The following is a 20,274-nucleotide window of genomic DNA, read 5'->3' on the forward strand; positions in this document are numbered from 1 at the left end:
TTGGAAACAATTTCAATCCGGCTTGCGTAAATCGGTATTTTCGCACGTCAACACTTTCGTAAATACTGTTTCAAGGATGAAAAGGAAGGTTATCAAGAGTGAGTGAACGCAGAAACCTAGCATATGAAGCTGCAGTGATGCACTATGTGCAAGGTGAAACGATGGAATCAATCGCACGGCGCCTTGGTGTTTCCCGCTCCACAGTATCGCGGCTTGTCAAGTCAGCCCGCGATGCCGGATACGTGCAAATTTCACTCCATCCGCCGAAAGAACTCACAGATTCCTTAGGTATCCGCATCTCGCGGAATTTTGGAATTAAAACGCATGTAGTTCCAGTGCCATTCGGAGCAAACGAATCCCGCCGGCTGCAAGCTGTGGCAAAAATGGCGGGGATTGTTGTTTCGGAGCTGGTTAAACCAAATACGGTTATCGGGATTGCGTGGGGAAATACTGTTTCCGCCGTAGCTGACCGGCTGGTGCCGAAACCTGCTTCCGGATCGGTAGTTGTACAACTAAACGGAGCTGCAAACAAAAACTCCACTGGAATTCCATACGCAGGTGAAATAATCGCGCGTTTCGGGCGGGCTTATGGAGCTGCAGTATGCCATTTTCCGGTTCCAGCTTTTTTGATTATGCGGAAACCCGCGAACAGCTCTGGAAAGAACGCTCTGTTGCTGCTGTGCGTAAACTCCAGTCAGATGCGGATATTGCCGTATTCGGTGTGGGAGCTTTGGATGGGAAAATTCCTTCACAAGTGTATGCGGGCGGATACCTCAGTCCGGAAGAGTTATCTGAAGTGAGCAGCGAAGGTGTGGTCGGTGATATTTGCACGGTACTGCTGCGTGCCGATGGTTCGTGGGAAGATCTCGCACTTAACGCGCGGGCTTCCGGGCCGACTCCGCAAATGCTGCGGAAAATCAGTCGGCGAATTTGTGTAGTTTCCGGTTCAGAAAAAGTCCGGCCGCTACTCGCTGCACTGCGTGCCGGAGTAGTAACAGATTTAATTATCGACGAAGAATCTGCTTCAAAACTTGAAGAAATAGCGGGATAGATTCCAGATAATCGATATTGCGGGCTGTTTTCGTTTTTCGTTACTGCGGGATTGGAAAAATCCGACGGCGGGATTGCTTTCCGTCGGGAAATAAAATCATCCATATTTCCGCCAGCGGCGTTAAATAATCGCGGTATTCCTGCTAATTATGGGATTTGGCGAGAAAATGCCGTTTTGCAATGAATAAACCGAGGGGTGATTGAACTGCGATAATCGCTGCAAGAATCAGCGGGCCGAATTTTATTTCAGAAAAATATCCCCAGATGAGCGTGCCGAAAATCAAGGTTAAAGCAATGGAAGCAGCTATCCGGAGCTGAGATGATGTTTTCTTTACTGACCGTTGTTTTTTAAAGAGCGAACAGCTGATTAGAGACGCGGCTGCGTATAGAGCGGCTCCGGCGCCGGCATAAATCGGACCTGCAGCAAGAGCAGCAGACTTAGCCGGCACGCTCATTACCACAACCAGGGATACAAGGAGCTGAGTTAGTGCAAGAACTGCAAGAAATGTTCCAGCAAGACCAAAATCTTCACAATTAACAGCTGGCAGTGAGCTGTTTTTGGCGTGTTTTTGATTGCAGGCGACGGCAGCTGCTGTGTTTTTCCGAATTATGCGCATACCCGGATTTTATCAGCAATATTTTGCAGATTTTTAGCGGCGCCGAAAATATGAAAGCAGCTGATTTTGGGTATTAGCTGCTGTATCTTTGCAGTATTCGTTTTATTTCGGAATTAATATCTTCGGATTCACTTGTGCTGCTGCAATGTGTTTGAGTGTGATTTTGCAGATTTCGGCGTGGAATCACGCACTGCGGCACGGTGAACGGTACGGTATGGTGTGTGATATTTGAACGCGGTGAACGGCGCCGAGGTAATGCGCCGCAAGGTCGAAAAGAGATGCGCAGTCGGGCAGGGCATAATTCTGAACGGCATGCACAAAGCGTGCGTCATGCTCACCGTCAGCAGCAGGATGCTGATGTGAATTCCCGCAATAGCCGAATATTGCGAAAACGGAATTCACAGGCGGATAATTTGCAAGTTTCCGCTAAGCGCAGTGTTTCCGCTTTGAAAGATAAACCCCGGGATTCGCGTGCTGATATTGGTGTTTCAATCCCGCCGCGTGAAAAAACCGAAATCGTCACGAATCCTTGCAAGGAAAACGCGCAGCTCGCCGCAAAAAGCAGGAGGCTGGGCATTTACCGCATCGAAAAACACTCCGCTCACAACGAGCCGTGCTGTGCGGCAAAATGGGGATTCTCCGCAAACTTCGTTAAAAAATCCGGTGAAAAAGAATGGGAGCCGCCGCTATTTTCGCGGCGGTGCAGCGCCGCGTTTCAACCGGGAAAACCAAAAAATGAGTTCGGGTTCAAATAACGGGCTGAAGCAAAATAAAATACTAATAATTGCGATTTTACTAATCGTATTGCTTGCACTCAGTGTTTTCGCATATAAATTCGTGAAGGGGCAAATCGACAATTACCATGAACAAAAGTCGCTGCCTGCGGCGGCCGAAAAGTATAATCCCGTTGCTTGTACCGAAAAAATCTGGATCTGCAGCTTGAGATTGCCCGCCGTTCTGAGGGTGCCGGAGCAGTTTTTAATGTGACTTTCAATAATCCGAAGTCTCTTGCTCCCTGCTATGTTGATGCGGGATATTCGAATGTGAAAATACAGGTTACTTCTGGAGACGAAAACATTTGGAATTCGCAGGTCTGCAAGGCGGGCGCGCAGAGCAAAACACTGCTATTAGGCCCGGGAGTGAGTTCTCGGCAGGGATACCTTTGGAATGGGATACACGCTGGATCCGACTGTACGGGAACTGCGCTTGCCCAGGCAGGGACATATCGGGTGAGTTTGAGTGTGAATGAAAAAACTGTAGTCGAGAATTTACCTTTTATTATCAACCAAAATAGAACAATTTCGATTCCGGCTGCGCCGGCACAGCCAGAAAGCGCGCAATAGTTAGCACAGCACGCGGCACACCTGCTGAGAGTAAAATCAGACGCTGATTGGGTGCGCCGGGCACTGCTGCGCAAAGTTTGCCGGAACTGAAGCGGAGAACGGGAATCGCTAGTTCAATGCCAACACTTTTTCTGCAGCTTCACGAACGTCTTGCACTTGCCAAACTTTCATTCCCGACGGAATATTAAATGAATCTGTATACGGCGGAACCAAGGCAGTTTTAAATCCGAGCCTGTTAGCTTCGTTCAAACGCTGCTGCAGGCCGATAACCGGACGCAGCTCGCCGGTTAGCGAAACTTCGCCGAGCGCAATCACGCCCGGCGCGAGCGGCTGATTTACTGAAGCTGATGTGAGAGCCAGGACAATTGCTAAATCTGCGGCCGGTTCAAGTGCTCTGGCTCCGCCGACGGTAGAAACAAATACGTCGCAGCGGTCGAAAGCAACCGTGAGCCGGGATTGAATTACGGCAAGCATCATTGCTACACGCGAATTATCAACTCCCACACTTACTCTCCGCGGCGGACCGGCAGGGTTTACACTCAAAGCTTGAATTTCAACAGGCATTGGGCGCCGCCCTTCAAGGGTGACGCTTACGCAGGTTCCGGGAACTGTAAGATTGCGCGCCGATAAAAACAGACCGGACGGGTCTGCGAGTTCGCGAATCCCGGAATCAATCAGCTCAAAACAGCCCACCTCATCTGTAGCTCCATAACGATTCTTAATTGCCCGCACCATACGCAGACGTGAATGGCGGTCGCCTTCAAATTGGCAGACAACGTCTACAAGATGTTCTAATACCCGCGGTCCGGCAATTGATCCCTCCTTATTCACATGCCCGACTAAAATAGTTGGCAATCCAGTACTTTTCGCCAAACTGACCAGTGCTGCTGTTACTGCACGCACTTGAGCTACACCGCCGGCGGATCCTTCCACATTTGAATCGGCGATGGTCTGCACGGAATCAATGATTAATAAACCGGGTTTAACTGCTTCTACGTGGCCGAAAATCGCGCCTAAATCAGCTTCCGATGCGAGAAGCAAGTTATCACTTAAAGCACCGATTCTTTCGGCACGTGATCTTATCTGTGCTGCTGATTCTTCTCCGCTTACGTAAAGTACTGGAGCTTTTCCGCCAAAGCGGGCGTGCTGGGCCGCTTTCGCGGCAACATCAAGCAAAAGCGTAGATTTCCCGACCCCTGGTTCGCCGGCAAGCAGGACAACTACGCCAGCGACGAGACCGCCGCCGAGCACACGGTCAAGTTCAGAAACTCCGGTTGGATGCTTTGCGGAAGCCTGTGCCGAAACCTGTGTGATCGGCATTGCCGGAGATGCCGGAGCAATTGAAAAAATGCTGCGGGCGCCGGTTTTCCTACTTTCATGAAATTCTTCAACCGTGCCCCAAGCATTGCACTCAGCGCATTTCCCAACCCATTTGGCAGTACTCCAACCGCACTCGGTACAAACATAATTAACTTTATTTTTCGCCATATGAAAACTCTACCGCTGCCTTCCCGGAAAATTTTCTTGCTTTTGTTCCGGCGGTATAAATCGCGGAAAGAAACCGCAGATTCGAATCGGAAAAATTGCGGCAAAAACAGCGCCGGAAGAAACGAAAACGTGTAAACAAAAGCAAAACTGGCGCAACTGCGAGAACATAAAATACTGAAGCCGGAACCGGAAATAACAACTGGAACTGCGGAATTAACGCTGCGGAATTAACACGGTGCAAAATATCGAAAATTAAATTCGATCTGCAAACTCTTCCAAAAGTGCCGGATCGCCTGAAACAATCAGTGTATCGTTAGCGCCGATCTTTGTTTCGTCGGTAGTATACTCAAATGGTTTCCCCGGAGACTTTACGCCGATCAAAGTAATCCCGTAGCGTTCGCGAAGTTTCAGCTGCGCCACAGTAAACCCGATAATATCGCGCGGCGGGAGCATTTTTACAATTGTAAAGTGGTCTTCCATCTCGATATAGTCAAGCATTTTCCCGGAAACCATATGCGCCACCCGCTGCCCTGCATCGAATTCCGGATATACCACGTGGTGCGCGCCAATACGCCGCAAAATCGTGCCGTGCTCACGGGAAGTAGCTTTCGCCCAAATTTGTTTCACACCTAAATCGACAAGATTTGCGGTAATCAAAACCGAGGCTTCGAGCGAGGTGCCGACTCCGACAACCGCAATTGAAAAATCTCCGGCGCCGAGCTGACTTAACGCTTCAGCTGAGCGCGCATCTGCTTCAACCACACGGAACCGGTTTGCCCATTTTTGCGCCAGTGCCGGGCTGGATTCTACAGCGAGTACGTCTTTGCCGAGTTTGTCGAGAGTAACAGAAATTGCCGCGCCAAAGCGGCCAAGACCAATCACGAGAATCGCGTCGTTAGAAGCATCTTTGCGTGCCATAAATCCTCACTAGTCTATTGGCTGGGTTAATTTGGTGGTTATTAGATGTTTTATCTATTTTTAAATTCGGCAGAATACAGTGCGCCGACGGGAAACAAATACTAAACCCAAGTCTAACTGTTAACTGCAAACGGCGGTATTTGCAGCGTCTCCGCCCGGGGATGTTCCATCTTCCGGCGCTGATTCTTCGCCGATTCTGATCCTTGCGCTGCCCGATACGGTGCAGATCAGCCAATCACGGGACGTTCTTCCGGAAAGCGAATTACCCGTCGGCGGTGGCGTAATGCAAGCGCTGCTGCCATCGTCATTGTGCCCACGCGCCCTAAATACATTAAAACAATCAGCACAATTTGCGCCGATCCCGGAAGCGTCGGCGTGGTTCCAGTGCTTAAACCGCATGTTGCAAATGCGGAAATAACCTCAAAAAGGACCACATTCAGCGGCAGATGGGTGATTTGCAGCAAAATCATTGTGGCTGCACCCACGAGAACCGCCCCAAGGAAAGTTGCTGAAATTGCGAGCCGCAGCACATCGTGCGGAATCCGCTTTTCAAAAGCTTCGGTATCGCGGTCGCCGCGTGCTTCAGCCAAGATTGCGAGAATCAAAACCGCAAATGTGGTTACTTTAATTCCGCCGCCGGTTCCTGCAGATCCGCCGCCGATAAACATCAGGATATCTACCATAAAACGGGACGCTTCAGTGAAATCGTTTACATTCAATGTTGCAAGGCCAGAGGAACGGGTTGTTGCGGCATGAAAAATTGAAGCAAGCACTTTCTCGTCGCCAGGCAATCTTCCAATCGTGGCATTATTGTTGAACTCCAGAATGAAGAATAAGACGGCGCCGCCAAATAGCAGAATTAAGTATGTGACTACGGTAAGTTTTGAATGCAGCGACCATTTGCGCACGCTTAGCCGGTGCTGCGAAATATTGAGCACAACCGGAAAACCCACCGCGCCCAGAATCGTACCAATAATTATCAGCAGTCCGAAGCTCCACGATCCGACATAGTGTGAAATGTCCGTATCCAGCGACACGAATCCGCCGTTGTTGAATGTCGAAATTCCCATAAAAACCGCATTCCCGACCGTGCCGATCAACGATTTTCCTTCATTCGCAAAAATTGCGAGAAAACCAGCGGTAAGAACTAACTCCACTGTTAGCGAGGTGATTAACACGGCTCGGAGCAGTGAGCCGACATCGCCAAGCCGGCTTTTTGTCTCGGTTGCAGTGAGAATTCTTTGAGTCAACCCAATATGGCGCGATACTGCCAGACCAAGCAGAGACGCGAGCGTCATTACGCCTAAACCGCCGATTTGCATTCCGATGGCAATCACGCCTTGCCCGAACGGACTCCAATAAGCTGCAGTATTCACTACCGATAATCCGGTAACGCAAACTGCTGAGGTGGCAGTAAAAAATGCGGTCAAAAATGGGGCAGGACGAACTTCTGCAGAGGAAAAGGGCAGCATCAAAAGCAGCGTAAAAATTACGATAATTCCAGCAAATACGAGCATTGCGAAACGCGCCGGGGAACGTTTCGCCAGGGAATCAATGTAGTCGCGCAAATTTAAATTGTTTCCTTTTTTATCTGCCGGCACTGTTCCTCCTGCTGCGTGATGAGATACTGTAATTTGCGGTCTTACTGTGTACGAGTCTGCCGCTCGGATATCAGCAGCCGAGTTTGCTTCTGTTCCGCTGCCGGTTCCGATTTGCCGAAACTAGCTTTTACCTTAGTTTATTGCGGTTTTGTTCGCAGCATTGATTTTATTTTCACCTCCGCCCGTCGGGATAAATTACGCTGAGAGCTGTTAGCGCATTGTTAATGCCGGAAAACTCTTCCATATCTTCGACAATTCAATTAGGATTTTTAGTGAAGTTTTTGAATGATTTAAAACCCAGTTTTGATTTGACATACGACGACGTATTCATGGTGCCGTCGTACTCGAATGTGGGATCACGCAATAACGTGAACCTGAATACATCCGACGGAACCGGAACCACAATTCCGCTTGTAGTCTCAAATATGACCGCAATTGCTGGAAAGCGAATGGCTGAGACGGTTGCGCGCCGCGGCGGTATTGTGATTATTCCGCAGGATATTCCGGTTGATGTAGTAATAGATACGGTGCGTGAAGTGAAGTCGCGCCATCTCATATATGAAACTCCGGTAGTTGTGAAGCCGCATCACACTTGCGGCTATGCGCTTACACTTTTGCCGAAACGTGCGCATAAAGCAGCCGTCGTAGTAAATCCTGAGACTAATATTCCGGTGGGAATGGTAACTGAATCTGACCTGACCGGTGTGGATCGTTTTACACAGCTCCGAGAAGTGATGAGCACGAATCTCACGACAATTAAAGAAGGCACTGCCCCGCAGGAAGCTTTCCAACAGCTGAAAGAAGCACACCATGATCTTGCTCCAGTAGTTGATGCTGAAGGGAAATTACTTGGGCTTTTCACTCGTTCCGGCGCACTCCGTTCTACAATCTACACCCCGGCTGTGGATGCTGATAACCGGCTTCGAATCGGCGCCGCGATTGGGATGAATGGCGATCCGGCAGGGAAAGCAAAGCAGCTTGTGGCCGCAGGCGTGGATGTGATTGTGGTAGATACTGCACACGGGCATCAGGAGAAAATGATTGATGCGGTACGCGAAGTTCGCAGCGTGCTTCCGGCTGATTTTCCAATTGCTGCAGGAAACGTGGTGGCAGCTGCGGGTGCGCGCGATCTTGCAAAGGCTGGTGCGTCGATTATTAAGGTGGGTGTAGGACCAGGCGCAATGTGTACTACGCGGATGCAGACAGGTGTGGGGCGGCCGCAGTTCTCGGCGGTGCTTGAGTGTTCAGCGGAAGCAGCAAAATATGGGGCAAGTGTCTGGGCCGACGGCGGTGTACGGCATCCGCGGGATGTGGCCCTGGCGCTCGCTGCCGGTGCTTCGAATGTGATGATTGGTTCATGGTTTGCTGGGACTTATGAGTCGCCTGGTGATTTGCGTTCAGATGCGAATGGGAAGATTTATAAGGAATCTTTCGGGATGGCTTCAAAGCGTGCAGTGCGCAATCGAACCGCAGCTGAGTCGGATTTCGACCGTGCACGCAAAGCGCTTTTTGAAGAAGGAATTTCCGTCGCCCGCATGTACATTGATCCGGAACGGCCGGGGGTAGAGGATTTGATTGACCAGATTATTTCGGGTGTGCGTTCTGCTTTCACATATGCGGGTGCGGCCACGATTGAACAGTTCCGTGAGCGGGCAATTGTGGGCTTGCAGTCTGCATCCGGATATCGGGAGGGCGCTCCGGTGCCGCAATCTTGGTGAAGCAATCTGGTTGCGGTGAGATAAACTGATTTGCTGTGCAATTATTTATTGTGCTGATAAACATAGTGCTGCAGATGCGGATGGATGACTTGGAAAATTATTGCGCAGCTTGAAAGTTAAAGCAGGACACGACGTGTTTACATCGTGTCCTGCTTTTTATTCGGTGCTGGTTCAGTACTGGAACGGTGCCGGTGCGGCTGCAGTTTTCGCAGTTCGGACTGCAGCTGCGAAATGTTTTCGAAAAAACTGGAAACAAATGGAAACTCCTTGCCGCGCAATGCGTGTGCAATCGAAAATGAAACTACCAAGTTCAACGGTGAATCACAGTTGCACCCAGTGAATAAGCAGCGCAAATGTAAAGCTGGGAGCAGCCGTTAGCCGTTGAAAATCCAACTCCATACAAGAGAGAGTCAACGAGGACGGAATGAAACTTTCGATTGAAGGAATTCGCGATACTGCAAGCTACGAAGCAGCCGGCGTGGCACTGCCGACGTTTGATGTTGCACAAATGCAGGAAGCTGGCAAAGTAAACCCGCGTTGGGTACATATCGGCCCAGGAAATATTTTCCGTATTTTCACCGCGCGCGTAGCACACGATCTCCTAGCAGCAGGGCATCATTGGCCAATCGCTGGCGTGATCCCGCTTGATCCAGCTGAACTTGATACCCAGCTTGCACCTTTCGATTTAATGACTCTCGGAGTCACCTTGAATCCAGACGGTAAGCGTGAAATGAAAGTCATCGCCGGGATGAGCGAAGTGGTCGCCACCCGTCGTGAAGCAGATTATGCGCGTTACCTTGAGCTGATGCGTGCGCAAAGCGTCACCCTGCTTTCCTTTACAATCACCGAAAAAGGCTATGTGATTGAAGATTCATCTGGTGCACTGCAAGAATCTGTAGTTGCAGCATTTACAAAAGACCCGCTCACCTACCATCCAAATACGATGGTGCTGGTAGCAGCAGGGCTGTATGCACGTTTTACGGCAGGGGCTGCGCCAATCACGCTGCTTTCCACCGATAATTTCTCGCATAACGGCGATAAACTCCGCAAGTCCGTGCTCACAATCGTAGACGGATGGGTAGCTTCCGGCATGGCAAGTGCAGAATTCCGGGCATATGTAGCAGACGAGAGCCGGGTAGCATTCCCGATCTCCGTCATCGATAAGATTACGCCGCGCCCGAATCCGTCAATCGCCGCCGAACTTGCCGAGCTCGGATTCACTGATCTGGAAGTGCAGACGGTTGGGCGTGCAGCATTCGCTGGTTTTGTAAATGCTGAGCCAACAGAATACCTGATCATTGAAGATAAGTTCGCAGCTGAGCGTCCGCCATTTGAAGAATTTGGCGTGCACATCGTAGAACGCCAAGTGTGTGACGATTTTGAGAACATGAAGGTAACCACCTGCCTGAACCCGCTCCACACGGCACTTGCGATCTCCGGAATGCTCCTTGGCTTCCCAACGATCGATGCTGAAATGCGTGATGCGGCACTGGCAAAAATGGTCAACCGTCTTGGCAGTGAAGAAGGTCTGCCGGTAGTGGTAGATCCAAAGATCGTTACGCCGCAAGACTTCCTGCGTGAAGTACTTGAAGTACGCTTCCCGAATGAATACCTGCCAGATTCGCCAGCACGTATCGCGATGGATACTTCACAGAAACTCCCGATCCGTTTCGGCGAAACAATCAAGAAATATCAAAGCCGTGGAATGGATCTTGCGCAATTGCAAGTGATTCCGCTGGTTTATGCACTTTGGGCACGTTACCTGCTTGGTGTAGATGATCAAGGTGCCGCGCTCGAACTTGCCTCCGATCCGCTGCTCGATGAGCTCACCGCACAAATGAGTGCAATCAAGCTCGGCGAGAGCGATCAGCAGTTGATTCATGCCACGCTTGCACCAATCTTTAGCAACCCGCAAATTTTCGGTGTAAACCTCTATGACACCCCGCTAGCTGCGAAAGCCGAAGCACTATTTACTGAAATGATTACCGGAGCAGGCGCAGTACGCTCCACCATCGATAAGGAGATGAACTAAAAATGAAGATGACCTTCCGCTGGTATGGTGAGGGCTTCGATCCGATCCCGCTCCAGTATATTAAGCAAATTCCAGAAATGACGGGCATCATGGGCGTGCTCAACCAGTATCAGGCTGGAGAAGTATGGGAAGAAGCTGAAATTAAGAAGCTTGTAGACCAAGTGAATGCTGCCGGTCTTGAATGTGAAGTAATCGAATCTGTAAACGTGCATGAAGACATCAAGATGGGTCTGCCAAGCCGTGATCAGTACATTGAAAACTATAATAAAACCCTCGAAAATCTCGCTAAATACGGGATCAAGACGGTTGTATACAACTTCATGCCAGTATTCGATTGGCTGCGGACTGAGCTTGCTCACGAAACTGAAGACGGATCAAACTGCCTCTACTATGATCACGCAGACGTAGAAGGAATGACGCCACGGGATATTGTTGAGCTGACTGCAAAAGAATCAGGCGGATTGACGCTGCCAGGTTGGGAACCGGAACGCCTTGAACGTCTCGACGAAGTAATGGCGCTCTACGAGGAGATCGATCACGCGAAAATGCGTGATAACTATCGTTACTTCCTGGAAGGGATTATCCCAACGGCAGAGAAGGTCGGGATCAAGATGGCATGCCATCCAGATGATCCGGCATGGGATCTCTTCGGTTTGCCGCGGATTTACCGCAACCGGGACGATATGGACAAAATCGCGAAACTGTACGATTCACAATACAACGGTTTCTGTATTTGCGCCGGATCTCTTGGATCAAATCCAGAGAACGATGTGCCAGCGATTTTCCGTGAATTTGGTGAACGCGGGCTACTCAACGCAGCACACGTACGCAATGTGAAGTACTTGAGCGAGAAGAAGTTCCACGAAGCACCGCATCCGTCATCCACGGGTGAACTCGATATGCATGCAATCATGGAAGCAATCTACGATACAAGCCCAGATATTCATATCCGTCCTGATCATGGGCGAATGATTTGGGGAGAAACTGGCCGTCCAGGTTATCCGCTCTATGATCGTGCACTCGGTGCCGTATACCTCGGTGGGCTTTGGGAATCGATTACAAAGTTCAAGAACCGCTAAAACATTTCGGATCGCACGCGTGAGAATCGCGTGCGATCCACGCAAAATACTACTTTCTCGCCCAAATCATCAAATAAAGAAAAGGAATCCCCATGGCAATCCCGTCTCCTCAGCCATTCCTTGCTGAGAACCCAATCGTGCCAGTGGTCGTACTTGACCGTGTAGCAGATGCACTACCTACAGCGAAGGCGCTTGCGGCTGGTGGTATTAAGGCAGCCGAAGTGACCTTCCGGACTCCAGTAGCTGCTGAATGTATTGCCGAAATGGCAAAATATCCAGAAATCACTGTTGGTGCCGGTACCGTCACTACGCCTGAGCAGGCTCGCAAAGCAGTCGAAGCAGGTGCGAAATTCCTCGTTTCTCCAGGCTTTTCCGCAAAAATTGCAGATGCGGCTGCCGAACTTGAAGTGCCATTCCTGCCAGGAATTGCAGACCCAAGCGATATTATGGCGACCCTCGAATACGGGTTAGATACGCTGAAATTCTTCCCGGCAGTACCACTCGGCGGGCTTCCGTTGATTAAGGCAATGGCAGCGCCATTCCCGCAGTTTAAGTTCATGCCAACTGGTGGGATCGGGCCAAAGAATATTGGTGAATGGCTCAGCGAACCAATTATCGCTTCCGTCGGCGGATCGTGGATGGTGACCAAGCAAATGGTAAATAATGCAGAATTTGAAAAGATTACCGCGCTTTCTCAGGAAGCGATGGAATTAGTAAAGGAGTATCGCTCATGAGCGCAATTGAAATTCGCCCGGCAGCAGAGTGCCGCTACGATATCGTTTCCCTCGGTGAAGTGATGCTTCGCCTCGATCCAGGTGAGGGCCGGATTCGCACTGCACGTTCCTTCCGTGCATCTGAAGGCGGCGGTGAATATAATGTAGCACGCGGTTTCCGTCGTGCATTCGGCAAGCGCGCAGCGATTGTTACCGCACTGGTGAAAGATGAAGTTGGCCGGCTCGTAGAAGATTTGATCCTGCAAGGCGGTGTGGATACTTCTTTCATTAAGTGGGTTGAATCTGACGGTGTGGGGCGCACAGTGCGCAATGGCTTAAACTTCACCGAAAGAGGATTCGGGATTCGCGGTGCCGTCGGGAATAATGATCGCGGCAATACGGCAACAATGCAGATGCAGCCGAAAGATATTGATTGGGAATACTTATTTGGTGAGCTTGGCGTGCGCTGGTTCCACACCGGCGGCATTTATGCCGCGCTTTCTGAAGAAACTGCGGCTACCGCAAAAGCGGCAATGCAGGCAGCGAAGAAGTATGGCACGATCGTTTCTTTCGATCTGAATTATCGCCCATCGCTGTGGAAGTCTCACGGCGGGCAGGCACGCTGCCAGGAAGTGAATCGTGAACTGGCAAAGTACGTAGACGTGATGATCGGTAATGAAGAAGATTTCACTGCGTCGCTCGGCTTTGAAGTAGAAGGCGTAAACGAAAACCTTGACAACCTGGAAGTAGAATCTTTCCGGAAGATGATCGAACAGGTTTCCGCAGAATTTACGAACTTCCAGGCAATCGGCACCACGATGCGCCAAGTACGCACCGCGACCGTAAATGATTGGGGTGCTGTAGCGTGGAGCCGTGAGCAGGGATTCGTGCAAGCGATCCAGCGTGACGGGCTTGAGATCCTTGATCGTGTCGGCGGCGGCGATTCTTTCGCATCCGGGTTGATTTACGGTTTGATGGAGACAGGAGATATCGAAAAGGCAGTAAACTATGGCGCGGCTCATGGTGCTCTTGCGATGACCACTCCTGGTGATACTTCGATGGCGTCACTGGAAGAGATTGAGAATGTGATGCGCGGCGGATCAGCCCGCGTGAAGCGTTAATCTGTTTCGGGTTGAATCCGTGCATGATTCAAATGGAATCTTGTGTCTGAAAAATCTGAACAATCTGAATATATCTGAACCTATCTGAATCGGAAATGTTTCAGCGGAAAGCTACCGAAATTCGGCTTTCGATACGGAAAACCTCGTTAGAAAACTAACGAGGTTTTTCTTTCAGATATATACGTTTCAGATATTTACTTATTTGTGTAAGAGGTTTTCGCTGCCTCATGCGTGTTTCACTATGAGTTTGAGTTTATTCATCCTTTCCAAGACGGCAATGGTCGCATGAGCAGACTCTGGCAGACTATTATTTTGAGCAGGCGGTATCACGAAACTTTTGCATGGCTTCCTATTGAGGCGCTAGTTAAGGAACGGCAAGAGGAGTACTGCGAGGCGCTGGCTAGCTCTAATAGTGGGATAACTTGCATTAGTTTGAGTATCACACGTATCTGTAAAACAGTACTTAGAATATCTGCAAAACAATATCTAGAAACCCTGCAAATTTATACCTTCATGCTAAATTTCCTTATGAAACCTGAATTACATGGCTTTTCTCCGTATCGTTCACAGGCGATCGATTCATTGGTAAAGCAGCGATTGCAAGTTGCTGGAGCAGTGGTTCTAGAATGTCTGCACGCTTTACGCTCAGATAGCTGGACCGCCACCCAAATTCCTCGCGGTGATTACCGGCACTGGAGACACTGCTAATTTAAGCGAGAGCATAGTGACCTCCCGTTACATGCCCTGTCGATATAACGGACAGAGATAACATGGGAGTGTTACGTTTCGCGTTTACGCTAACGACTAAATTTTCAAATCGCCGCTGTTCCCAAGCGTGAGCCGGTTTTTAACTGCGAACCTAGCGTTACTTTACTTTTCGAGTGAAGAGTCGATTTTCTTTATGAACCTGTTTGCCCATGTGATTGCTTCGTCAATGCTTGGTAATACGGGGAGAGTAGATGCTTGTGCTGTGTAAAGTTTGTCCCATCCAGTCTGTTTGATAATTGTGGGTGGCCAAGTTTGAGCTTGTCTATATGTGAATAGTCGTATACATGTTCTTCTTGTCTCTTGGAAATCTATGTTGTAGTTACGTTCAATGAGTTGCAAATCAATCAGATCTCTTGCTCGGTCTGCACTTGCGCTTACTGCGTGGAGCTTCTGTGCAATCTGGTGGACTATTGGCATAAGTGGAACTTGGGTAGGCGATGGCAGTCCAACGTTTATAAACAGCTCGATTGCATCTGTGAAATCTACCCAATCTGCAATATCCGCATCTCCAATCTCGTTATGTCCAACTTCGAGTGGTACGGTACACCAAGGTTTTCCCATATAGTTGAGCTTAATATCGTACGGTTTCATGACGTAGTCTGACGGGATTCCTTCAGGTGATGCTGGCTCTTTGCGAATTATTCTTCCTGTGAATCCTTCCCAACCAGATTTCAGAGCTTTATCAAGTTTTTCTGTGTAAATTACTGGATCGGTTGCAGTAGCTGTATCAAGGTCGGTAGTGAATCGAGTATTCTCGTTCCCAAAGCGCATTTTCAATGCGGTTCCACCTTTGATAACTCCGTCTGGCAGCATACTGGCAACGATAGCGTTAGCCATAATTGTTCTGGCATATATGTATTTTTCTGTTGAGTTTCCACAAACTTTCTAATGGCATCATCGAGATGGCGCATACTGTTTGGTCTTTTCACTGATCTTTCACTTTCGCAATAATGTTCGCCATATCGTTTTCGGATATGTACCCTTGGTGCTGCGCCGCTTTAGCTGCCTGAATTGTTCTGCTTTGCCCGAGTAGATGCTGCTGTAATGATTGCTTCAGCAATTGGCTGGCAGGCAATTCCGTTAATCGAATCAATATTTGCGTTTTTTGTATGGACGAGCCGTATTCCAGAGCCAAGATTTTTACGAGTTCTTTTCGTGACTGCAATCCATATTTTTGCTGGGTCTGTTGGGGATAAGTCTAAAAGCGCTAAAACTGATTCCCCATAGAGGAAAGCGTCTTTGCCAGCAGCTTTGACTGCTATCGCGTAAGGCGCTTCTGCCTGGAAGGGCCATACAGGCATTCGATATACACCACGCTCTACGCGCACAAGTTTTCCTTTTGCTGCTTGCTGCACAAGTTCCACATTGGAAATGCCTATTTCTGCTGCTTCGGCTGAAGTTATGAGCCCGAAATCGTCAATGGCATCATACAGCATATCAATCTTTGCCATGTCAAAAGTATAGTGAATGAGTTATATTTTTGGCAATTTTCCTGTATTGGAAGAAAACTATAAGGATTTTCTAACTTACGCTGCTGAAGGGTAATCAAGGAGTCAAGACGACGAAAAAGCGTGCCGATCTGCTGCTGTTCAGAGTTATATTTTGGTATACAAACTTCTAAATTCTCCACATCTGCTGTATTGTATGACGGTAATGCTCCAACTTGTACAAGAGCAGTTAAGTCTATTGTTTCAAAAGTTATTTTTCCAAAATCAGCATTCCAACATTCCCCAAATGAATAACACATAGTGTTGTTGTCAAATAAGAAAGGTCTATTTACCAGCCGCTTTCTATTTAACATGACTGCTGCGCCTACTTTTGCAAATAGCATTGCAGGCACTGAGGTGACAGGTTTCCACTTGTTGCGATTAACTTGTTTGCTAGTCACATAATTCTTCGAAGAGTGCATTTCTTGCTCGTTGCCGAGAATATTCATGTCAGAGACTTTGTAAAAGGTATACCTTCTGCACCGCCTTGCTCCGAGTCAGGAAAGCCCACACCAGACTGTGCAAAACCGCAATTCCCCAGCCGTCGCTGTTCCCAAGCGTGAGCCGGTTACACGCGTTCGCGTACCATCATGAGTGTGTATCCAAGCAGATTTTGCCCTTTCCATTTTGTTTTATCGAACCTATCAGGATCTTCCATTGATAATCCCGCACCCCAAATTAGGTCTTTTACTGCACATTCCGCTAATAATGCTTCGCCGGTGGATTTGAGTTTACCTTTTAAGACCTCATTTTGTGAGAATTTCGCTAAAAGTCCTTCATAAACAACGATTTGTCTCACGCCATTCCAGATATGATCATCATAATTCGCTACTTGTCTGCCAAGTGCCTTGATCTCGGCAGCATCATCAGTGGCGAGTATCTTTGTTGCCGCTGCTTCGTCATAAAAACAAATCGCCTTGCAATACATCATGAATTGTTCCATTGAGGAAAAAGATTTTTGCTTTGCGGTAAATGATGATGGATACCAATTGCTTAAATAGCCATTTTCTTCATCTGGATTATGAAAACAGATAATGCTCATCATTCTTCGCCGACCTTTTGCACTGCTAAATCAAGTTCCAAATCGTGTAGGCCGCAGTACGCTTTCTTCAAAAATCAAGCGGCACTTTTTCCAGTACCTCTGAGCTGGGAATATTGTAGTACCACTGATAATAAGCATAAAACTCGCCAATCCAATCAGGCATAAAACCGGCAAGTGCCTTGCCGGACTTCAAAACATAGCTTTCTGTTTCGCTAAAGTAACTCCACAACTCTTTAGCGCTCATTGTATTGACATAAGCTTTCGCTTCATCAACGCTTCTTCTTGTTTTGCTTTGCATATAGGTCTTAATAAAATCCTCAGTGTCCTTATCGGGGAAATTTTGCGCAACGAAGTCAAAGAGTTTTCCCTGATTTTCCACTACATCATTCAAATAATCATTTGGATACGCTCTCATAATTATCACTCCGTAAAAGCGTACTGAACACTTTAGTTACACAATTAGCATCGGAATCAACAAGTTCTCGCATTTTCTGCCTTGCGGCAATATCACGCTGATTATACTTTGCGTTGAACTCAGCATACCGAACCGTCATCAAGCTATCCTCTACTTCGTACAGTTTAGAATAAGCAAGTTCAGACTTAATACAATACTGAATACCCAAACCACCCAAAGAAAGCAGTTCTTCAAGAATATCCATATCAATATTGTCTCTTACGAATTCCTTTGCAATGTAGAAATAAGAGGCATTTGCACGCCATCCTCTGATAACGTCGCAGTCTTTGGTGTCTACGCCATATTTTTCGATAAACTTTTTTGCAAGCATACGATAACGCTTTGTGTCGGCGGCGTCCCGATGTTTCATCAGTTCAGCCAGCCAAGCCAAAACACCTTTATCTTGAAAATCCAAGATTTTAAGCCCGGCAGTATCAAGCCGATACTTGTGAACCCATCCGTTTTCCTCATTCGGTCGGCAAACTGCCCATTCTTTGGCAAGGTTGATACTATCAGTCAAGTAAAAACCTTGCCCGTAGTCATGTTTTTCTTCGCCCTTGCCGTATGCTGGTACTACGATTTTGTTAGGAGAACCGTGAAATAAGATCAACTCGCTCATTTTCGCATTTCCTCCTAAATACCTGCCCGCCGTGCGGGCGGGAACATCTTTTCAAACATAGATTTCTTGATATTTTACATCTTTTCCAACTTACGACGTTGAAGGGCGGTACGCCCAGCAGATACAGGCTTCAGTAGCAGCCCCTAAAAACTATCTGCCAGTATACAAGCCGATGTCCGTTTCTCTGTTCTCCCTCACAAATATCCTCGCTGACATGTCGATTTCGATGAGGGTAAACGAGCAAGAGTCTCAACTAATTCATGAATACGTGGCAGTAAATCGCCTAAATCTATCTCAATTTCTTCGAGAAACAATCCTCGACAGAATCGAAAAAGATCTCCGCATGGACGAGCAACGCATCATACAGGCACACGAGCGGGTAAAAACTGAGGAGAAATACGAATATACCCAAGTGCGGCAAATGCTAGGCGTATAGTATGTATCGAATTTAAATTATGACCCCAAGCCAAAAGTAGTCTCTAGACCTAGTGAATGCCGGTAATGACGCTGCGATACACACTTCACCCTAACTATAACAATACAGCTTGAGGTGCAATGCAAACAGAATGCATTGCACCTCAAGCTGTATATTTCCCAGTCTCGTTATTTCCCAGGGGGTGTTTGAAGGCCTATCCCGAGGGAGTTCAGAGTTGAATCGGTTTAGAGTTTGAACTTCGGTTTAGAGCTTAAACGCACGGCTCGGGATTGCGGTTACAAGATCTACTGCTATTTCACGTGCCTCATCCATTTCAAGACGATGCTCAGCTACCATGCGTGCAAGATATCGTGCATCCATCCGGCGAGCCACATCATGCCGTGCCGGGATAGAAGCAAAGGCGCGAGTATCATCAATCATGCCGGAAGTCTTGTAGAACGTGCCGTAAGGCGTCACCTGCTCACGGTAACGCAAAATCGCGTCTGCTTCATCGAGGAACCACCAAGGAGCACCCACATAAACACTAGGATAGTAGCCGGCAAGCGGAGCTAATTCGCGTTGATATACGTCCTGATCCATTGTGAATACTACTACCTGGAAGTTTTCGTGATTACCATACTCGCTCAGCATCGGTTGCAGTGCATGTGTAAATTCAACTGCAGCCGGGATATCTCCGCCCACATCGGCTCCGAGCCGAGCAAAAGCAGCAGAATCATGATTGCGGTGTACTGCCGGGTGGAGCGTCATTACTAAACCGTCCTCGCAAGCCAAACGTGCCTGATCGTTAAGCATATGCCGCCGCAGTTTCGCTCCGTCTTTTGCGTTAATCTCGCCATTCAATGCTTTCTGGTAAAGCTTCTCCGCCTTTTCGCAGAAAGCCGCACAGTGCCCGCATCTGCATGTGAATGGTCGGAAGAGACGGCACCCATTTCTTTGAAGAACAAGCGGCGTTTGCGCATTGCCTCCAGATGCCCGGCGTAAGTAGAAATGTCTGTATCTGCCGCAGCTCCAAGCGCTTCAGTGAGCTGCTTGAAATCAGGGCGAGCTGGTTCCAAATATTGGTCAGGACGGAAAGTTGGGATCACGCGGCCGTCCCATTGCGGATCTTCATTGAGCTGCTGATGGTAACGCAAATCAGAGAGCGGATCGTCAGTGGTGGCAAGGAGCGCCAAATTGAAACGATGGTAGAGAGATCGTGGTAAAAATTCTTCCGTCTGCAATTGTTCGTTGATCGTATCGTAAATTTGATCAGCGGTTTCTTCGCTTGGGCGAACATCGATTCCGAAAACTCCTGCAAATACCTGCTCAAACCAAGTCTGCACCGCAGTGCCGCGGAAAACCCGCCAATTCTTGCAGAAAATTCGCCATGCTTCACGTGCACGATGCGCATCCATCGGGGAACCTACCGGCACGCCAAGATCAGCCAAATCCACGCCGGCTACACCATGCAAAATCCGATTGGTGTAGTGATCTGGCGTGAGCAGCATTGAGGTTGGGTCAGTAAATGGGGTATTTTCAGCAAGCCACTGGGGCGGCACATGCCCGTGCGGGGAAATGATCGGGTGAGCGTTAGCAGCCTCATAAAGTTCGCGGGCGATTTCGCGTTGCTTTGCTTCGCTCGGGAAAAGACGATCAGGATTGAGATTTAGCGGCGTTGGCATAGAAACTCCTTCAAAATTAGATTGCGGCATGTTCTGAGAAATCGCGCATTATCGAACAACCGGCGCGGTATCCGGGCGGAATCAAACGCTGCGAACGTCTTTGCGCACAACTTTTATTCCGATAACT

At 48.6% G+C, this 20,274-nt stretch carries 20 protein-coding genes and 2 pseudogenes; 10 read left to right on the plus strand and 12 right to left on the minus strand.

Features of this window, described 5'->3' with window-relative positions:
• The first annotated feature begins 161 nt into the window (after positions 1–161).
• Positions 162–1,051, plus strand: a pseudogene (locus RQN30_RS09740) (sugar-binding transcriptional regulator).
• Positions 1,052–1,193: 142 nt separating this feature from the next.
• Here RQN30_RS09740 and RQN30_RS09745 read toward each other — a convergent pair.
• Positions 1,194–1,667 (minus strand): hypothetical protein, encoded by a 474-nt coding sequence (locus RQN30_RS09745; protein ID WP_353060303.1) that lies wholly within the window; start codon positions 1,665–1,667, stop codon positions 1,194–1,196.
• Between the two features lie 200 nt (positions 1,668–1,867).
• On the opposite strand from RQN30_RS09745, the gene RQN30_RS09750 reads away from it, so the two are divergent.
• Positions 1,868–2,422: a hypothetical protein gene (locus tag RQN30_RS09750; protein WP_353060304.1), complete on the plus strand. Its 555-nt coding sequence runs from the start codon at positions 1,868–1,870 to the stop codon at positions 2,420–2,422.
• Positions 2,423–2,578: 156 nt separating this feature from the next.
• Complete coding sequence (locus RQN30_RS09755; RefSeq protein WP_353060305.1) at positions 2,579–3,010, plus strand: hypothetical protein; 432 nt, start codon at positions 2,579–2,581, stop codon at positions 3,008–3,010.
• Positions 3,011–3,118: 108 nt separating this feature from the next.
• Here the strand turns inward: RQN30_RS09755 and radA are convergent, their stop codons facing one another.
• The 3 genes from radA to RQN30_RS09770 form a co-directional block, all read right to left on the minus strand.
• Positions 3,119–4,498 carry a DNA repair protein RadA gene (gene radA / locus RQN30_RS09760; protein ID WP_353060306.1) on the minus strand — a complete coding sequence of 460 codons (1,380 nt, stop codon included), beginning with the start codon at positions 4,496–4,498 and terminating at the stop codon, positions 3,119–3,121.
• 252 nt (positions 4,499–4,750) lie between these two features.
• Complete coding sequence (locus RQN30_RS09765) at positions 4,751–5,416, minus strand: potassium channel family protein (protein WP_353060307.1); 666 nt, start codon at positions 5,414–5,416, stop codon at positions 4,751–4,753.
• 227 nt (positions 5,417–5,643) lie between these two features.
• Positions 5,644–6,984 carry a potassium transporter TrkG gene (locus RQN30_RS09770; RefSeq protein WP_353060308.1) on the minus strand — a complete coding sequence of 447 codons (1,341 nt, stop codon included), beginning with the start codon at positions 6,982–6,984 and terminating at the stop codon, positions 5,644–5,646.
• Positions 6,985–7,289: 305 nt separating this feature from the next.
• On the opposite strand from RQN30_RS09770, the gene RQN30_RS09775 reads away from it, so the two are divergent.
• From RQN30_RS09775 to RQN30_RS09800, 6 genes and pseudogenes are all read left to right on the plus strand, one after another.
• Positions 7,290–8,735 (plus strand): GuaB1 family IMP dehydrogenase-related protein, encoded by a 1,446-nt coding sequence (locus RQN30_RS09775; RefSeq protein ID WP_353060309.1) that lies wholly within the window; start codon positions 7,290–7,292, stop codon positions 8,733–8,735.
• 424 nt (positions 8,736–9,159) lie between these two features.
• Positions 9,160–10,767 carry a mannitol dehydrogenase family protein gene (locus RQN30_RS09780; protein WP_353060310.1) on the plus strand — a complete coding sequence of 536 codons (1,608 nt, stop codon included), beginning with the start codon at positions 9,160–9,162 and terminating at the stop codon, positions 10,765–10,767.
• A 2-nt stretch (positions 10,768–10,769) separates the two neighbouring features.
• Positions 10,770–11,846, plus strand: a complete 1,077-nt coding sequence (locus tag RQN30_RS09785; protein ID WP_309956971.1) for a mannonate dehydratase — start codon at positions 10,770–10,772, stop codon at positions 11,844–11,846.
• Between the two features lie 92 nt (positions 11,847–11,938).
• Positions 11,939–12,580, plus strand: coding sequence for a bifunctional 4-hydroxy-2-oxoglutarate aldolase/2-dehydro-3-deoxy-phosphogluconate aldolase (gene eda, locus RQN30_RS09790; protein WP_353060311.1), 642 nt, complete (start codon positions 11,939–11,941; stop codon positions 12,578–12,580).
• On the plus strand, positions 12,577–13,680 hold the full coding sequence (locus tag RQN30_RS09795) for a sugar kinase (protein WP_353060312.1): 1,104 nt from the start codon (positions 12,577–12,579) through the stop codon (positions 13,678–13,680). The genes eda and RQN30_RS09795 overlap by 4 nt, the downstream gene beginning before the upstream one ends.
• A 225-nt stretch (positions 13,681–13,905) precedes the next feature.
• Positions 13,906–14,388: pseudogene (locus RQN30_RS09800) on the plus strand (Fic family protein); the annotation flags it as partial.
• Positions 14,389–14,550: 162 nt separating this feature from the next.
• On the opposite strand, the gene RQN30_RS09805 reads toward RQN30_RS09800, so the two are convergent.
• The 6 genes from RQN30_RS09805 to RQN30_RS09830 form a co-directional block, all read right to left on the minus strand.
• Complete coding sequence (locus tag RQN30_RS09805) at positions 14,551–15,285, minus strand: nucleotidyl transferase AbiEii/AbiGii toxin family protein (RefSeq protein ID WP_353060313.1); 735 nt, start codon at positions 15,283–15,285, stop codon at positions 14,551–14,553.
• 161 nt (positions 15,286–15,446) lie between these two features.
• Positions 15,447–15,899: a type IV toxin-antitoxin system AbiEi family antitoxin domain-containing protein gene (locus tag RQN30_RS09810; protein WP_353060314.1), complete on the minus strand. Its 453-nt coding sequence runs from the start codon at positions 15,897–15,899 to the stop codon at positions 15,447–15,449.
• Complete coding sequence (locus RQN30_RS09815; RefSeq protein ID WP_353060315.1) at positions 15,848–16,384, minus strand: restriction endonuclease subunit S domain-containing protein; 537 nt, start codon at positions 16,382–16,384, stop codon at positions 15,848–15,850. The genes RQN30_RS09810 and RQN30_RS09815 overlap by 52 nt, the downstream gene beginning before the upstream one ends.
• Before the next feature lie 119 nt (positions 16,385–16,503).
• A complete protein-coding gene (ybiA, locus tag RQN30_RS09820; protein ID WP_353060316.1) occupies positions 16,504–16,980 on the minus strand; it encodes a riboflavin biosynthesis intermediates N-glycosidase in 477 nt (158 codons plus the stop codon).
• Between the two features lie 64 nt (positions 16,981–17,044).
• Entirely contained in the window at positions 17,045–17,392 is a 348-nt protein-coding gene (locus RQN30_RS09825; RefSeq protein WP_353060317.1) for a hypothetical protein, read from the minus strand.
• Positions 17,373–18,050, minus strand: coding sequence for a DUF3990 domain-containing protein (locus RQN30_RS09830; protein ID WP_353060318.1), 678 nt, complete (start codon positions 18,048–18,050; stop codon positions 17,373–17,375). Before RQN30_RS09830 ends, RQN30_RS09825 begins: the two co-directional genes overlap by 20 nt.
• 226 nt (positions 18,051–18,276) lie before the next feature.
• On the opposite strand from RQN30_RS09830, the gene RQN30_RS09835 reads away from it, so the two are divergent.
• Positions 18,277–18,486 (plus strand): DUF6290 family protein, encoded by a 210-nt coding sequence (locus RQN30_RS09835; protein WP_353061835.1) that lies wholly within the window; start codon positions 18,277–18,279, stop codon positions 18,484–18,486.
• Between the two features lie 243 nt (positions 18,487–18,729).
• On the opposite strand, the gene RQN30_RS09840 is transcribed toward RQN30_RS09835, so the two are convergent.
• Both RQN30_RS09840 and RQN30_RS09845 read right to left on the minus strand, forming a co-directional pair.
• Complete coding sequence (locus RQN30_RS09840) at positions 18,730–19,326, minus strand: glucuronate isomerase (RefSeq protein WP_353060319.1); 597 nt, start codon at positions 19,324–19,326, stop codon at positions 18,730–18,732.
• A complete protein-coding gene (locus tag RQN30_RS09845) occupies positions 19,323–20,147 on the minus strand; it encodes a glucuronate isomerase (RefSeq protein ID WP_353060320.1) in 825 nt (274 codons plus the stop codon). Before RQN30_RS09845 ends, RQN30_RS09840 begins: the two co-directional genes overlap by 4 nt.
• Positions 20,148–20,274: the final 127 nt, after the last annotated feature.

The organism is Arcanobacterium hippocoleae (assembly GCF_040360365.1).
GTDB lineage: Bacteria > Actinomycetota > Actinomycetes > Actinomycetales > Actinomycetaceae > Arcanobacterium_A > Arcanobacterium_A hippocoleae_A.

What these genes read in the sequence shown, in the direction of transcription:
- eda (WP_353060311.1), top strand. Translation starts at nt 11,939, where the DNA reads ATGGCAATCCCGTCTCCTCAGCCATTCCTTGCTGAGAACCCAATCGTG.
- RQN30_RS09745 (WP_353060303.1), bottom strand. Translation starts at nt 1,667, where the DNA reads ATGCGCATAATTCGGAAAAACACAGCAGCTGCCGTCGCCTGCAATCAA.
- radA (WP_353060306.1), bottom strand. Translation starts at nt 4,498, where the DNA reads ATGGCGAAAAATAAAGTTAATTATGTTTGTACCGAGTGCGGTTGGAGT.
- RQN30_RS09780 (WP_353060310.1), top strand. Translation starts at nt 9,160, where the DNA reads ATGAAACTTTCGATTGAAGGAATTCGCGATACTGCAAGCTACGAAGCA.
- ybiA (WP_353060316.1), bottom strand. Translation starts at nt 16,980, where the DNA reads ATGATGAGCATTATCTGTTTTCATAATCCAGATGAAGAAAATGGCTAT.
- RQN30_RS09835 (WP_353061835.1), top strand. Translation starts at nt 18,277, where the DNA reads ATGAGGGTAAACGAGCAAGAGTCTCAACTAATTCATGAATACGTGGCA.
- RQN30_RS09795 (WP_353060312.1), top strand. Translation starts at nt 12,577, where the DNA reads ATGAGCGCAATTGAAATTCGCCCGGCAGCAGAGTGCCGCTACGATATC.
- RQN30_RS09805 (WP_353060313.1), bottom strand. Translation starts at nt 15,285, where the DNA reads ATGGCTAACGCTATCGTTGCCAGTATGCTGCCAGACGGAGTTATCAAA.
- RQN30_RS09815 (WP_353060315.1), bottom strand. Translation starts at nt 16,384, where the DNA reads ATGAATATTCTCGGCAACGAGCAAGAAATGCACTCTTCGAAGAATTAT.
- RQN30_RS09810 (WP_353060314.1), bottom strand. Translation starts at nt 15,899, where the DNA reads ATGGCAAAGATTGATATGCTGTATGATGCCATTGACGATTTCGGGCTC.
- RQN30_RS09765 (WP_353060307.1), bottom strand. Translation starts at nt 5,416, where the DNA reads ATGGCACGCAAAGATGCTTCTAACGACGCGATTCTCGTGATTGGTCTT.
- RQN30_RS09825 (WP_353060317.1), bottom strand. Translation starts at nt 17,392, where the DNA reads ATGAGAGCGTATCCAAATGATTATTTGAATGATGTAGTGGAAAATCAG.
- RQN30_RS09830 (WP_353060318.1), bottom strand. Translation starts at nt 18,050, where the DNA reads ATGAGCGAGTTGATCTTATTTCACGGTTCTCCTAACAAAATCGTAGTA.
- RQN30_RS09785 (WP_309956971.1), top strand. Translation starts at nt 10,770, where the DNA reads ATGAAGATGACCTTCCGCTGGTATGGTGAGGGCTTCGATCCGATCCCG.
- RQN30_RS09845 (WP_353060320.1), bottom strand. Translation starts at nt 20,147, where the DNA reads ATGCCAACGCCGCTAAATCTCAATCCTGATCGTCTTTTCCCGAGCGAA.